Here is a 13,664-nt window from a genome sequence, read left to right on the forward strand (position 1 = left end):
CCCGCGAACCGGCCCGGCCCGGAACTGCGCAAAGCGTGAAGACCGCCGGACGCTGCGTTCCGCCGCTCCGGGCAGGCAATACGGGCGCATTGCCGCTACCATCAGCGCCTGCCCGCCAGGTTGCGACCATGCCGTTGAACGTCATCGTGGTGATGGATGCCATCGCCCATATCAAGATCGCCAAGGACACCACCTTCGCCATGCTGCTGGAAGCCCAGCGCCGTGGCCACGCCCTGCACTACGTCAGCCCCGGCGGGCTGGCGCTGCGCGACGGGGTGGCGGTGGCCCGTACCGCGCCGCTGCAGGTGCGCGACGACAAGCATGACTGGTTCACGCTGGGCGAATTCGGCCAGACCACCTTCGGCCCCGGCCAGGTGGTGCTGATGCGCAAGGATCCGCCGGTGGATGCCGAATTCATCTACGACACCCAGGTGCTGGGTGTGGCCCAGCAGGCGGGGGCGCTGGTGGTGAACGACCCGCAGGGCCTGCGCGACTACAACGAGAAGCTGGCCGCCCTGCTCTTCCCGCAGTGCTGCCCGCCGACCCTGGTCAGCCGCCGCCACGCCGACCTGAAGGCGTTCGTGCTGGAACATGGCCAGGCCGTGCTCAAGCCGCTGGACGGCATGGGCGGGCGCTCGATCTTCCGCAGCGGCACTGGTGATCCGAACCTCAACGTGATCCTGGAAACCCTGACCGATGGCGAGCGCAGGCTGACCCTGGCGCAGAAATTCATCCCCGACATCACCGCTGGCGACAAGCGCATCCTGCTGGTCGACGGAGAGCCGGTGGACTACTGCCTGGCGCGGATTCCGCAGGGCGACGAGTTCCGCGGCAACCTGGCCGCCGGTGGTCGCGGCGAAGGCCGCCCGCTGAGCGAGCGCGACCGCTGGATTGCCGCCCAGGTCGGGCCGGAGATGAAGCGCCGTGGCATGCGCTTCGTGGGGTTGGACGTGATCGGTGATTACCTCACCGAGGTCAACGTCACCAGCCCCACCTGCGTGCGCGAACTGGATGCGCAGTTCGGGCTGAACATCGCCGGCACCCTGTTCGACGCGATCGAGGCCAGCTTGGCGCAATGAGTACGGCGGTCGCTCCGATGGTGCCCCTGCAGGCCCGCGAATCGCAGCGCCTGGGCGCGACCCTGGCGCTGTCGGCGCTGGTGCATGCGCTGCTGATCCTGGGGGTGGGCTTCGCGGTCAGCGACAATGCCGCGCTGGTGCCGACCCTGGACGTGATCTTCAGCCAGACCCAGACCCCGCTGACCCCCAGGCAGGCCGACTTCCTGGCCCAGGCCAACCAGCAGGGCGGCGGCGACCACGACAAGGCGCAGCGCCCGCGTGACAACCAGACCGGGATCGTGCCGCAGCCCCAGGCCGGGCTGTCGCCGGTGCCGCAGCAGCGCCAGGATGCCGCGCGCCCGCCACCGCCGCAGGCGCGGGTGGTGGCCAGCCGCAACAGCCCCGACCCGATCGCCGAAGCGCAGCCACAGCCACTGCCGGAGCATCCGCAGCCGGACGCGGCGATGACCGCGCGCGAACAGCGCGATGCCGAAATGGCCCGGCTGGCCGCCGAGGTGCACCTGCGTTCGGCGCAGTACGCCAAGCGCCCGAACCGCAAGTTCGTGTCGGCCAGCACCCGCGAATACGCCTACGCCAATTACCTGCGCGCGTGGGTGGACCGCGCCGAACGCGTGGGCAACCTCAACTACCCCGATGAGGCGCGCCAGCGCCGGCTGGGCGGCCAGGTGGTGATCACCGTGGGCGTGCGCCGCGATGGCAGCGTGGAAAGCAGCCGGATCCTGCGCAGCAGCGGCACGCCGCTGCTGGATGAAACCGCGCTGCGGGTGATCCGCCTGGCCCAGCCGTTCCCGCCGCTGCCCAAGACCGATGACGGCGTGGATATCCTGCAGGTCACCCGGACCTGGGTGTTCCTGCCCGGCGGCGAGCTGCGCGACGACCGGTAAGGCCGGCTCCGGGCGCTCTGATTGATCAGCGCTGTTTCGCCGCCCGCGCAGCCTGCTGTTCGACCAGGGTCAAGGCGACGTTGTTGCGCAGGTAAGCCGGTTCGACCAGCTCCGGGGCCATCGCCTCGCCGCGCTCGAGCATCGGTACCGCCAGCGCCAGCAGGTCGGAGGCACGCGGCAATGCCTGCGCGTCGACACCGTCCAGCTGATCGGCAAGCCGCGTGGCCAGCACGCCCTCGGCCGCACCGAAGCCCGTACCGACACCGAACCAGCGGCTGCCATCGGGCAGTTCCACGGCCTCCGGCGCGCACACCACTTCCTCGCCCTGCAGGTGCCACTGGCCATCCACGCACACGTGGCGCGCCGCATAGACCTCGCCCATGCGCGCATCGATGCTGCTCAGCACGTGGGTGGCTTCAGCCGGCGCGCGCAGCGCCAGCAGCTGCAGGGTGGAGACCGGGATCAACGGGCGATCCAGCGCCAGCGCGATGCCTTGTGCGATGGCAATCGCCAGCCGCACGCCGGTGAACGCGCCCGGCCCCCTCCCCAGGGCAATCGCATCCAGCTGCGAGCGCGCCAGCCCGGCCTCGGCCAGCAGTTCCTCGGCCCAGGGCAGGCTCAGTTCGGCATGGCGGCGCGGGGCGATCTCGAAGCGCTCACGCACCTGCCCATCCACGTACAGGGCAACGGAACAGGCTTCGGTGGCGGTTTCAAAGGCGAGCAGTTTCATGGGGATCAGAACAGGGAAGTAGGAAAGGCATCGGCAACCGCGGCGGGACTGGCAGTCCCGGTGTCGGCAGCAGTGGCAGGCCATTGTGGCGCAAAGAAGGTCTGCACATCGCCCAGCGATCGCGTGCGCCGGAACGGCGGCAGCGAATCCAGGAAGGTGCGGCCGTAGCTGCGGCTGACCAGGCGCGGGTCGCACAGCACCAGCACGCCCCGGTCGGTCTCGCTGCGGATCAGCCGCCCCACGCCCTGCTTGAGCGCGATCACCGCCTGCGGCAGCTGCTCGTCGCGGAACGGGTTGCCGCCATCGCGGCGGATGGCATCCAGCCGTGCCTCGAACACCGGGTCATCGGGCGCGGCGAACGGCAGCTTGTCGATCACCACCACGCTCAACGCATCGCCCACCACGTCCACGCCCTCGCGGAAGCTGGCCGAGCCCAGCAGCACGCCGTTGCCGGATTCGCGGAAGCGCTGCAGCAGCGTGGCGCGCGGCGCCTCACCCTGCACGAACAACGGCCACGGCGCGTCGCGCAGCGCTTCGGCGGCTTCGCGCAATGCGCGATGCGAGGCAAACAACAGGAATGCGCGCCCGCCCGATGCTTCCAGCACCGGGGTCAGCGCGCGGATCAGCGCGGTACCAAAGCCACGCGCGGCCGGATCCGGCAGGTCGGTCGGCAGATAGCACAGCGCCTGCCGGGCCCAGTCGAACGGACTGGGCTGCAGCAACGTGATCGGGTCGTCCAGGCCCAGCCGCTGGGCGATGTGCTCGAACCTGCCGTCCACCGTCAGCGTGGCCGAGGTGAATATCCACGCCGCCATCGAACGCTGGCGGTGCTCGCGCAGCGGCCCGGACACATCCATCGGCGTGCGCTGGCAGCGGAAGCCACGCGGGGTGAGCTCATACCAGAGCACCTCGGCCGGTGCTGGAACCTGCTCCGGCTCGGTATCGAAGTCCAGCAGCGGCGCGTCATCGCCCAACCAGCGCGACAACCGCGACACCGCCTCCATCGCCCGCGCGTGGCAGGCATCCAGGCCGGGCGACGACGCGCGCACGCCATCCAATACGTCGCGCAGCGCCACGAGCGCACTCATCGCGGCATCGAAGCCATCGCGCACCTGCGGCACCGCCAGGGCGCGCCACTGGGTACCGCGCGCGGGCAGGCCGTCCATCGCCGTGCGCAGCTCGCGCAGGGTCTGCTCCAGCGCGCCGGCATGCGCGTGCAGCGCGGCCTGCGCACCGGCCACGCTGCGGCTCTCGGCCAGGCAGTCGCGCGCCAGCTCCTGCCACGGCCGCATGCCGAATCCTTCGCCGAAGAAATTGGCGGCCAGCTCCGGCAACTGATGCGCTTCGTCGATCACGAACGCCTGCGCGCCGGGCAGGATTTCGCCGAAGCCCTCCTGCTTGAGCGCCAGGTCGGCCAGCAGCAGGTGGTGGTTGACCACCACCACGTCGGCCGCCTGTGCACGCTGGCGCGCCTGCACTACGAAGCAGTCATCCCAGAACGGGCACTCGGTACCCAGGCAGTTGTCCACCGTGGAGGTGACCATCGGGTACAGCGGCGAATCATCGGGCAGCGCTTCCAGTTCGGCCATATCGCCGAATTTCGTACGCCCCGACCAGGCCAGGATGCGCTGGAACTGCGCCACTTCCTGCGGCGAAGTGAAGCGCGGCTCGCCGCGCGCCTGCTGCAGCCGGTACCGGCACAGGTAATTGGACCGCCCCTTGAGCAGCGCGCTGCTGTGCCCCACCCCGAGCGCGGCACGCACGCGCGGCAGGTCGCGGTGGTACAACTGGTCCTGCAGCGCGCGGGTACCGGTGGAAATGATGGTCTTCAGGCCTGACAGCAGCGCCGGCACCAGGTAGGCAAAGGTCTTGCCGGTGCCGGTGCCGGCCTCGGCCAGCAGCACCTCGCGCTGGTCGAAGGCTTCGGCGATGGCCGTGGTCAGGCGCAGCTGCGCCGGACGGGCGACGAAGGCATCAAGTTGGCTGGCGAGCGTGCCGCCCTCGCTGAGGGCTTCACTGCTGGCGTGGGCAAGGCGGGACATGCCGTCATTGTAGTGCCGGCCGCTGGCCGGCACCGTTTCAATAGCGCTTGATGCCCGGCACCGTGCAGCCTTCCAGCTGGGCGTGCGCCGATGCCGCGTTTTCCTTCTCGCCGCGCGCCAGGCGCGCCTGTTCGATGGTCGCCCAGTGGCGGCGGCACAACGGGCCGGTCTTCGAGCCCAGCTCCACCGCCTTGCGGGCCAGCGTTTCGGCGCGGGCCCAGTCGCCCTGCAGCAGCGCGATCTCCGCGCGTTCCTGCACGATCGACGGATCACCTTCGTTGATCAGCAGCGCCTGGTCCAGCGCTTCGGCCGCACCGGCCAGGTCGTTGGCCTGGCGCTTGGCCTTGGCCACCACGCGCAGGTCCTCGATGCCGGCATCGCGCAGCGGCTGCACATCCAGCTCCTTGTCGTCCTTGCCGGCGCTGGCATCCACGGCCGCCATGCGCTGGGCCGGCGTGGTGGTGTCGACTGGCGGCTTCACCGGCGGCGCGGTGGACACGCAGGCGGCCAACGCCAGGCCGAGCGCGAGCACGGAAGCGGTACGGATCACGGTGCGGGAAGTCGTCATGCGGAGCTGCCTTGCGTTGCGCTTCATCGAGCGGGGGGAGTGGCCGCGGGGGCGGCCTGGGCCGGCTCGGCGGCCGGTTCGGGCTTCTTGTCCAGGCCGAACCAGCTGCGCCAGCCACCGCCTTCGCCACCCTCGCCGCCTTCGCCTTCCGGCAATGCGGTGGGGGCCACGCAGGCAGTGTAGGCCGGCGCGTAGCCGACCACGAACGGGAAGCGGCGCGCGCCCGGGCAGGACTCGTCGGTGGCGGCGGTGCCGCCGGCTTCCACCGGCTGCCAGTCCAGGCCCTTGCTGCTGACCTTCAACGGCGCGCTCGGCAGGCGGCTGAAGATCCCCGACCAGACCCGCATGGCGCCGGTGGCGCCGAACAGGCCGGTCTGCTCGTTCTGGTCGTTGCCCATCCAGACCACCGCCAGGTGGTCGCCGGTGTAGCCGGCATACCAGCTGTCACGACCATCGTTGGAGGTACCGGTCTTGCCGGCCGCCTGCAGGCGCGACAGGCCATCGGCGTTGAGGCGCGCGGCGGTGCCGCTGGACACCACCTGCTGCAGGCCGATGCTGATCAGGTTGGCGGCGATGGAGTCGCCTTCCTGGGCCGGCGCCGGGGTCTTGTCATAGCGCTTGAGCAGCTTGCCCTGCGGATCGAGCACGCCGCGCACGGCGTGCAGCGGCTGGATCTCGCCACCGGACGCCAGGAACTGGTAAAGCTGCGCCATCGCATAGGGGCTCTGGTCGGTCGCGCCCAGGATCACCGACGGATTGCTCTCGGCCTTCAACCCGGCCAGCACGTGGATCAGCTGGGTGACCCGCTCCGGCCCCACCTGCATACCCACCCGCACGGTGGCCTGGTTGTAGGAATTGGCCAGCGCATCGACCAGGCGCACGGTGCCGTGGCTGCGGTTGTCCGCATTGCCCGGGGTCCAGCGCTTGCCGCGGCTGAGCTGCACGGTCACCGGCGAATCATCGACGAAGGTGGCCAGCGAATACTTGTCCGGCTGGGCCAGCGCCAGCAGGTACACGAACGGCTTGAGCAGTGAGCCGACCTGCCGCTGCGCTTCGATGGCGCGGTTGAAGCCCGGTTCGGACACATCGCGGCTGCCGACCACGGCCAGCACGTCGCCGTTGTGCACGTCGGTCAGCACCAGGCCGGCCTGCAGTTCGGGGCGGCGCTTGTTTTCCAGCGACTTCAGCGTTTTGGTCACCGCACCTTCGGCATAGGCCTGGGCCGAGGGCGCCATGCCGGTCATCACGCTCAGGCCAGCGCCCTGCAGCACGGCTTCGGGGTAATCATGGCCCAGCTGGCGGCGCACCAGGTCGACATAGGCCGGGAACCGGTTGGCGGCGATCAGGCCGGGGTTCTTCGGCACGCCCAGCGGCGCCTTCAACGCACGCTGCAGCTCGGCGTCGTCGATCAGGCCGTTTTCGCGCAGCTTGCCGAGCACGAAGTTGCGCCGGTCCAGCGCGCGCTCGGGGTTGCGGCGCGGGTCGTAGTAGGACGGCCCCTTGACCAGCCCGATCAGCAGCGCGATGTGTTCGGTGTTGAGCGAGGACAGGTCACGACCGAACCAGAATTCGGCGCCGGAGGACATGCCGTGGATCGCCTGGCTGCCGCGCTGGCCCAGGTACACCTGGTTGAGGTAGGCCTCCAGGATGGTGCGCTTGTCGTAGCGCGCCTCCATGATCAGCGCGTACAGCACCTCGTTGAACTTGCGGGTGACGGTCTGTTCCTTGCCGATCCCGAGCAGGCCGCTGCGGGCCAGCTGCTGGGTCAGCGTGGAGGCGCCCTGGCGGCTCTGGCCGCCGGAGCGCACGGTCACCCAGACCGCGCGCGCGATGCCGCTCAGGTCGATGCCATGGTGCCGGTTGAAATCCTTGTCCTCCACCGCCTGCAGGCCGGTGACCAGCAGCTCGGGGGTGTCTTCGAGCCGGACCAGGCGGCGCTCTTCCTGCTTCTGGCCGTACAGGGTGGCGATACGCGCCGGGTCCAGCCGCGCGGCCTTGAGCGCCTTGCGGCTGTCTGCGTCGCGCAGCGAGGCGATCTGGCCACCGGACAGACTCAGCTCGATCCGGCGCGGCGCGACCTTGCCGTCGACGTCGTTGTAGCCGCGGCTGGACACGACGAAGCGGCCGCCGTCCTGGCTGAAGGTGGCCGGCGCCTTGCCGGTGCCGTCATCGCGGTAGGCCGATGCCGCAAGCTCGGTCTTGAGCGTCTGCGCATCCATGGCCACGCCCGGCGCCAATGCCAGCGGCCGTGCGTAGACGCGGGTGGGAATCTGCCAGCGCAGTTCGCCGAAGCGCTGGGTGACCTGGGTGTTCAGGTACACCGTATAGGGAATGAGGAAACCCAGCGCAAGCGCAACGGCGGCCATGCCCCAGGTGATCAGGCGACGACGCCACTGCGGCCAGCGGCTGTCGGTGTCGTCCTCGAACGCGTCGTTGTCGTCGGAATCGTAGCGTGGGGGCACGGGAATCGGGCAGAGTTGAATCTGTCGAGTCTAACGCAGGCACCGCAGCCGCAGCTGACCGCCGCGTCCTCGTTTCACCCCAGTTCAAATCAGGTCAGGCCGCGCAGCCGCCATCCCGCCCATGCTCCTGTGCAGGCGGCTGCTACGCCCTGCCAGCCGCCGCCGGCCAGGCAGACGTTTGCCAGGCGGGCCAGCAGACGGGGCGCGTCGTGACCGATCCAGGCCCAGCCGACATCCGGCCTGCGGTAAAGCTGCACGCGCGACCATGCCATACGCCAGGCGATCGCCGCCAGGCCCTGCACGCGCGGCGGCGCGATGTTCACATCGCGCTGGTCCAACACAGCCTGCAGGGCCTGCAGGCGTTCGGCCGTGCGCCGCCGTGCCACCGCATCCAGCAGATCCAGCCCGCGCAGCCGTTGCAGGAACGAACGCCGGGACGCCCCGATCTGATTGCTGCCGTGCTGGCGATAATCGATGGTCGGACGCGGTAGCAGGTCCAGGCCACCCTGCAGTGAAGCAATCACCGCCAACCACTCATCGTGGCTCCAGCGCGCGGCGATGGGCAGCCCTTGCGCCAGCAGCGAACGGCGCAGCGCACAGGTTGCACCGGTGACGAAGTTGCGCAGCAGAATCGCATCCAAGGCTTGGCCGGAGCGCTCCAGGGCGATCTCGGCCGGATGGACGCGGAGCACCTCCAGCAGGGTGCCGCCCAGCGCGTCGCCATGGCCATCCACCAATCGGGCGTCACTGTGCAGGAGCAGCAGCGCCGGGTCTGCGTGGAACCGGCGCACCGCCGCCTCCACCCGGTCGGGGTGCCATACGTCGTCCTGGTCGCAGAGGAAGATGATGTCTGCCCGACAGCGCTGCATGGCGTCGGAAAAATTCAGTACGTAGCCGAGGTTGCGCTGATGCTGGACAACGGTGACTCCGATTCCCATGGACCGCGCGCGCGTGGCGAATGACGCCACGATGCTCAGCGTTGCATCGGAAGAGCCATCATCGCCAATCACCACTTCATCCACCGGCATGCTCTGGGCCAGCACGCTGTCCAGCTGCGCCTGCAGGTAACGCGCGCCGTTGTAGGTGCATAACGCCACACCGATGCGGGGGGGCACGATCGACATCAGCGTGCGCCACCGCCGAGCCGGGCCCGGGCCTGCTCGGGCGTCATCGGCGTCCACGTACTGGCGTCCGGCTGGAACGCCCTTGGGCGGACCCCCAGCAATGACACCAGCGCACGGTTGTCGGCGATCAGGTCCTGCTGCAGCCGGGACACCGGGCCGCGCGCCCGCGGCAGCAAGGCGGCAAGCAGACGCAACGCCGTCAATGGAAGGTACAGGGGCAGCGCGCCGCCGCCCAGGCTGGCATGCACCCGGCGGAACATCTGCATGTAGTCCAGCCGCTCGCCACCGCCGATCTCCAGCACCTTGCCGTCCACCGCGTCGCTCTCCAGCGCCGCCAGCACGGCCTGGGCGATATCGTCGGCATGCACGGGCTGGCGCATGCCGTTGGCCATGGGGATCGGGAACAGGCGCAGGCGGCGCGCGCGCGCGACGATCGGCGACAGGCTGCGGTCCACTCCCGCGCCGTAGATCAAGGTCGGCCGGAACAGGGTGTACGCCATGCCCAGCCGTGCCGCCTGCCGCGCCAGTTCGTCCTCGCCGTACTGAAGTCGGGTAACCACCTGCTGTTCGTCGCTCTGCGCCGAGCCCTGCTTGGTCACCACGCTCATTGAACTGGTGGCGATGATCCGCGGTGCGGGCGCCACCGCCTGCGCTGCCAGCCAGTCCGCCCAGGCGTCCATCGGACTGAAACTGACGATGGCACGCCAGCGCTCGTTCAGGTCTGCGGCCAGCACGGTCTTCAGGTCACCGGTCCGCCATTGCACGCCCGCCTGCGGCGGTTGTGGCCGTCGGCTGATGGCCACCACCGGTACGCCGGTCAGTGCAAGGCGGGCAATCAGGAAGCGGCCGATCTGACTGGTCGCCCCGGAGACAAGGACGGTCATGCCGGCCCCAGGAATGAAGGACCAATACTATAGCCGAGCCCGTTGGCGGCTCTCAGCGCTGGACGCCGATGTCCCGCAGCCGCGCCTGCAGTGACTGGAACTCGGCGGCGCTGGAGCCTGCGCCCCAGCGTGACGCCATCTGCAGCGCCAGCGTCGCGAATTCGACATCTCCCTGGCCCAGCCGTTCACTGCCGATCGCCAGCCAGCGCTGTGCCAGCCGCTGGCGTGCCGGGGTCAGCGCCGCATCGCCGGGCGACAGGGTCTGCCACGCTTCCAGGCAGGCGCTGGCGGCCTGTACCCGGTTGCCGCGCAGATGGTCCTCGAAACAGGCGCCCGTATCGGGGATCAGGCGTTGCGCGGCAGCGCGCACGCGCGGGTCCCGCGGTGCCATGGCCTGCGCTTCGCGCAATGCATCGTAAGCGCTTCGCCCAGGAGGCGAGAGGAAATCGCCGCGGGCCTGGGCTTCATCAAAGCGCCGCAGCAACGCAACCACCTCCCGTTTGCCTCGGGCATTCGGCGCAGGGGGCGAGGTCAGGGCGCGTTCGGCCTGGCGGGCTTGGGTGATGGCCTGGCGGGCGGTGTCCAGTTGGCGTCCATTGGCTCCCAATGCCTCTGCCGACGCCAGCGCCTGCCCCGCCAGATCAAAGCGGAAGTCCGCCGCCAAGCGGGCGGCCGAGGCCAGCAGCGCCTCGATCGCCCGCTGCTGTCCCTGCTGCGCTGCGGTATCGTCCGGCCGCGTCGCCAGCACACTCTGGAACGCCTCGCCTGCCGCCTGCCAGCGCTGCCTGCGCAGCAACCGCTGTGCTTCGTTCAAGCGGGCTTCAAGCGCAGCGTTCAGCGCCGCTTCGCTGGCCGGTAGATCGACATGACCGGGGTCGAAGCCGCGCGCTCTGCGCACCTGTTCCGCCGCTGCGGCCACATCGCCGCGCGCCGCCGCGTCCCGCGCCTGCTGCAGCAGGTCTGAAAGCGCATCCTCGCGCCCTTCCAGCGCGCGCAGGTGGTTGGGCGCGCGCGCCAGCACCTGCTGGAACAAGGGCAACGCACTGTCATCAGTGCCATCCAGGCGCTGCGCCTGCAGCGCGGATTCGGCACGGCCCAGCAACGCACCGATCCCGGCGCCATCCTGCTGGTGCTCGCGCAGGCGACGCGCCACCGCATCGTAGTCGCGCTGCGGCACCTGCAGTTCGCGGGCCAGGGCCAGCGCCCGTTGTGCGGTCGCCAGGTCACCGGCATCCAGCGCCGCACCTGCCTGCCGCAGCGCCGCGCGCGCGGTGCGCGCCAGGCCGGCGCGGGCCTGCGGACGATCGCTGTCCAGCGCCAGCGCCGCCTGGTACCACTCACGCGCGCCGCTGCCATCGGCTGCGGTCAGGCGGCCCGCCGCCAGCGCACGGTCGCCCCTGTCCAGCAGCTGCTCCACCTGCGGCTCATTCCAGAACCAGTTGGCCAGGGGGCGCCCGAACGCGACCAGCAGTACGAACACCACCACCGCCACCAGCAGCGCCCAGCGCCAGATGCGCCGCGACTGCCAGGCCTGCACCCACCACCAGCGGCCTTCGCGGCGCACGCGGCGCAGGGCGGCATGCGCGGCGTCCTCATGGTCGGGATGGCGGCTCATTCCGTGAGCGTAGCGTGGGTCACGTGAGGTCAGCCCAGACGCCGCGCGTCGCTGACGCCGGGCAAGGCATCCAGTTTCCCCAACAGCGTCGAAAGCTGTCCGTAATCGCTCACTTTCAGGCGCAGGCGCAGGTGCGCACGGCCGCTGTTGCGGACGTTGTCGCTGTGGATGTCCAGCACGTACGCATCCTCCTGCGCGATCAGGTTGGTGATGTCCTTGAGCAGCCAGCGGCGATCCACCGCGTCGACCACCACGTCCACCTCGTAGCCTCCGCCTGCCTGGCCCCATTCGACCGGCAGGATGCGCTGCGGGCTGGCGGCGGACAGCCGCGCCAATGCGGCGCAGTCGGTGCGGTGCACGGTGACTCCGCGGGTACGGGTCAGGTAACCGACGATGGGCTCGCCGGCCACCGGCTGGCAGCAGCGCGCCAGCTGCACCAGGAGATTGCCCACGCCCTGTACGGTGAACTTGGACTTGCCCAGGCTGTCGCGGCGCGCGGTGGGCCGTGGCAGCGCGGGCACCACCGGCTGCGTGGCGGCACGTTCGGCTTCGAGCAATGCCCGGCTGACCTGGTGCGGGCCGGTGTCGCCCAGCGCCACCTGGATGTACAGGTCATCGACGCTGTCGGCATGGAACTTCTTCGCCGCCACGGCCAGATCCGCCTGCGCCAGCCCCAGCCGCTTCAGTTCGCGGTCGAGCAGATCGCGCCCGGCCTGCACGTTGCGGGCCCGGTCGAGCTTGTGGAACCAACCGCGCACCTTCTCGCGCGAACGGTTGCTTGCGAGGTAACCGTTGGAGGCCAGCAGCCAGTCACGGCGCGGGTCGGCTTCCTTGCCGGTGAGGATCTCGACCCGGTCACCGCTGCGAAGACGGTAGGTGAGCGGCACGATGCGCCCGTTGACCTTCGCACCACGGCAGCGGTGGCCGACCATGGTGTGCACGTGGTACGCGAAATCCAGCGGCGTGGCGCCCTGCGGCAGGTCCATCACCTCGTCCTTCGGACTCAGCGCATAGACCCGGTCCTCGGTCAGCTCGGCGTCCAGCGCACCTGCCAGCTCCCCGCCATGACCTTCCTGCGACTGCTCCAGCAGCTGGCGCATCCAGGTGATCTTGCGGTCGAACGCCTTTTCCGCGCCCTTGCTGCCTTCCTTGTAGCGCCAGTGTGCGGCCACGCCAAGCTCGGCCTGGGCGTGCATGTCGTGGCTGCGGATCTGTACTTCGATGGTGCGCCCTTCCGGCCCCACCACGGCGGTGTGCAGGGAGCGGTAGTCATTGGCCTTGGGCCGGGCGATGTAGTCATCGAACTCGCTCGGCACCGGTGCCCACAGCGAGTGCACCACGCCCAGCGCGGCGTAGCAGGCCGCCACGTCCTTGACCATCACCCGCACCGCACGGATGTCGTAGAGCTGCTCATACGCGAGCCGCTTCTTCTGCATCTTCCGCCAGATGCTGTAGATGTGCTTCGGGCGCCCGCTGACCTCGGCCTCGATGCCCTGCGCCAGCAGCTCGCGTGACAGCACCTTCTTGACCGACTCGACATAGCGTTCGCGCGCCAGCCGTGTTTCGTCCACTTCACGTGCAATGCGGCGGTAGGTCTCCGGCTCCAGGTGCCGGAACGCCAGATCTTCCAGTTCCCATTTCAGCTGCCAGATGCCGAGCCGGTTGGCCAGCGGCGCATGGATATCGCGGGTCAGCTGGGCCAGCGCCCGACGCTCTTCCTCGGGCAGGCGGTCAGCCGCGCGCATCCGCGCCAGCTGCCGGGCCAGCAGGATCGGCACCACCCGCAGGTCCTGGATGATCGACAGCAGCAGCCGGCGCAGGCCTTCGCTGTTGCGCCCGGCATCGCGCCCGGCGTGCAGCGCCCAGACCTGGTCGGCCGCGTCCAGGCCCTCGAGCAGGCCGACCACCGCCGTTTTGTGGCTCCCCAGCGGAAGTACGTCCAGCCCGGCACGCAGCCAGGGCAGGTCGAACAACAGGGCCGCCAGCAGGGCGCTGTCGTCGGCCGACAGCAGGGCCAGCGCATCCAGGGTATCGGCCAGCACCGGCCAGGGGGCGGACTGGGCGTGGTCGGCATCGTTGGCCTGCCAGCGCTGCAGCAGCGCCTCGCGCACTGCGGGGGACAGCGAGGCCGCCGAGGGTCGGTTCAACAAGCCATCCAGGCCGGGGACAGAAGCGCGGTTCACAGCATCATGCAGACAAGATAGAGAGCCCTACACTAGCGCTGGTATCGTTGCCGGACAATCAGAACCGGTTCCATCGTGCATTCCTGGAGAGCT

The 13,664-nt window shown here is 69.8% G+C and carries 10 protein-coding genes; 2 read left to right on the forward strand and 8 right to left on the reverse strand.

Features of this window, described 5'->3' with window-relative positions:
- The first annotated feature begins 128 nt into the window (after positions 1–128).
- Together gshB and AC06E7_RS02095 are read left to right on the forward strand one after the other, a co-directional pair.
- Positions 129–1,079: a glutathione synthase gene (gshB, locus tag AC06E7_RS02090; RefSeq protein WP_093533781.1), complete on the forward strand. Its 951-nt coding sequence runs from the start codon at positions 129–131 to the stop codon at positions 1,077–1,079.
- The gene (locus AC06E7_RS02095) at positions 1,076–1,963 is read left to right on the forward strand and encodes an energy transducer TonB family protein (protein ID WP_068853723.1); all 888 of its coding nucleotides are present in this window, start codon (positions 1,076–1,078) and stop codon (positions 1,961–1,963) included. The genes gshB and AC06E7_RS02095 overlap by 4 nt, the downstream gene beginning before the upstream one ends.
- 25 nt (positions 1,964–1,988) lie before the next feature.
- On the opposite strand, the gene tsaB is transcribed toward AC06E7_RS02095, so the two are convergent.
- The 8 genes from tsaB to AC06E7_RS02135 all read right to left on the reverse strand — a co-directional run bounded on the left by tsaB (position 1,989) and on the right by AC06E7_RS02135 (position 13,571).
- The gene (gene tsaB / locus AC06E7_RS02100) at positions 1,989–2,693 is read right to left on the reverse strand and encodes a tRNA (adenosine(37)-N6)-threonylcarbamoyltransferase complex dimerization subunit type 1 TsaB (protein WP_478062749.1); all 705 of its coding nucleotides are present in this window, start codon (positions 2,691–2,693) and stop codon (positions 1,989–1,991) included.
- Positions 2,694–2,698: 5 nt separating this feature from the next.
- Entirely contained in the window at positions 2,699–4,735 is a 2,037-nt protein-coding gene (locus AC06E7_RS02105) for a DNA repair helicase YoaA (protein ID WP_217537425.1), read from the reverse strand.
- A 37-nt stretch (positions 4,736–4,772) separates the two neighbouring features.
- A complete protein-coding gene (locus AC06E7_RS02110; protein WP_184126766.1) occupies positions 4,773–5,303 on the reverse strand; it encodes a tetratricopeptide repeat protein in 531 nt (176 codons plus the stop codon).
- Between the two features lie 23 nt (positions 5,304–5,326).
- Positions 5,327–7,765: a penicillin-binding protein 1B gene (gene mrcB, locus AC06E7_RS02115; protein ID WP_478062751.1), complete on the reverse strand. Its 2,439-nt coding sequence runs from the start codon at positions 7,763–7,765 to the stop codon at positions 5,327–5,329.
- An 89-nt stretch (positions 7,766–7,854) separates the two neighbouring features.
- The gene (locus AC06E7_RS02120) at positions 7,855–8,889 is read right to left on the reverse strand and encodes a glycosyltransferase family 2 protein (protein WP_478062752.1); all 1,035 of its coding nucleotides are present in this window, start codon (positions 8,887–8,889) and stop codon (positions 7,855–7,857) included.
- Entirely contained in the window at positions 8,889–9,773 is an 885-nt protein-coding gene (locus AC06E7_RS02125; RefSeq protein ID WP_478062754.1) for an SDR family oxidoreductase, read from the reverse strand. The genes AC06E7_RS02120 and AC06E7_RS02125 overlap by 1 nt, the downstream gene beginning before the upstream one ends.
- Before the next feature lie 52 nt (positions 9,774–9,825).
- The gene (locus AC06E7_RS02130; protein WP_478062756.1) at positions 9,826–11,388 is read right to left on the reverse strand and encodes a hypothetical protein; all 1,563 of its coding nucleotides are present in this window, start codon (positions 11,386–11,388) and stop codon (positions 9,826–9,828) included.
- Between the two features lie 29 nt (positions 11,389–11,417).
- Positions 11,418–13,571, reverse strand: coding sequence for a RelA/SpoT family protein (locus AC06E7_RS02135; protein WP_478062757.1), 2,154 nt, complete (start codon positions 13,569–13,571; stop codon positions 11,418–11,420).
- Positions 13,572–13,664: the final 93 nt, after the last annotated feature.

The organism is Stenotrophomonas sp. Steno-Z4 (assembly GCF_056393145.1).

Coding starts and splice junctions, on each gene's coding strand:
- gshB (WP_093533781.1), top strand. CDS start 129: ATGCCGTTGAACGTCATCGTGGTGATGGATGCCATCGCCCATATCAAG.
- AC06E7_RS02110 (WP_184126766.1), bottom strand. CDS start 5,303: ATGACGACTTCCCGCACCGTGATCCGTACCGCTTCCGTGCTCGCGCTC.
- AC06E7_RS02105 (WP_217537425.1), bottom strand. CDS start 4,735: ATGTCCCGCCTTGCCCACGCCAGCAGTGAAGCCCTCAGCGAGGGCGGC.
- AC06E7_RS02130 (WP_478062756.1), bottom strand. CDS start 11,388: ATGAGCCGCCATCCCGACCATGAGGACGCCGCGCATGCCGCCCTGCGC.
- AC06E7_RS02120 (WP_478062752.1), bottom strand. CDS start 8,889: ATGTCGATCGTGCCCCCCCGCATCGGTGTGGCGTTATGCACCTACAAC.
- AC06E7_RS02095 (WP_068853723.1), top strand. CDS start 1,076: ATGAGTACGGCGGTCGCTCCGATGGTGCCCCTGCAGGCCCGCGAATCG.
- tsaB (WP_478062749.1), bottom strand. CDS start 2,693: ATGAAACTGCTCGCCTTTGAAACCGCCACCGAAGCCTGTTCCGTTGCC.
- AC06E7_RS02125 (WP_478062754.1), bottom strand. CDS start 9,773: ATGACCGTCCTTGTCTCCGGGGCGACCAGTCAGATCGGCCGCTTCCTG.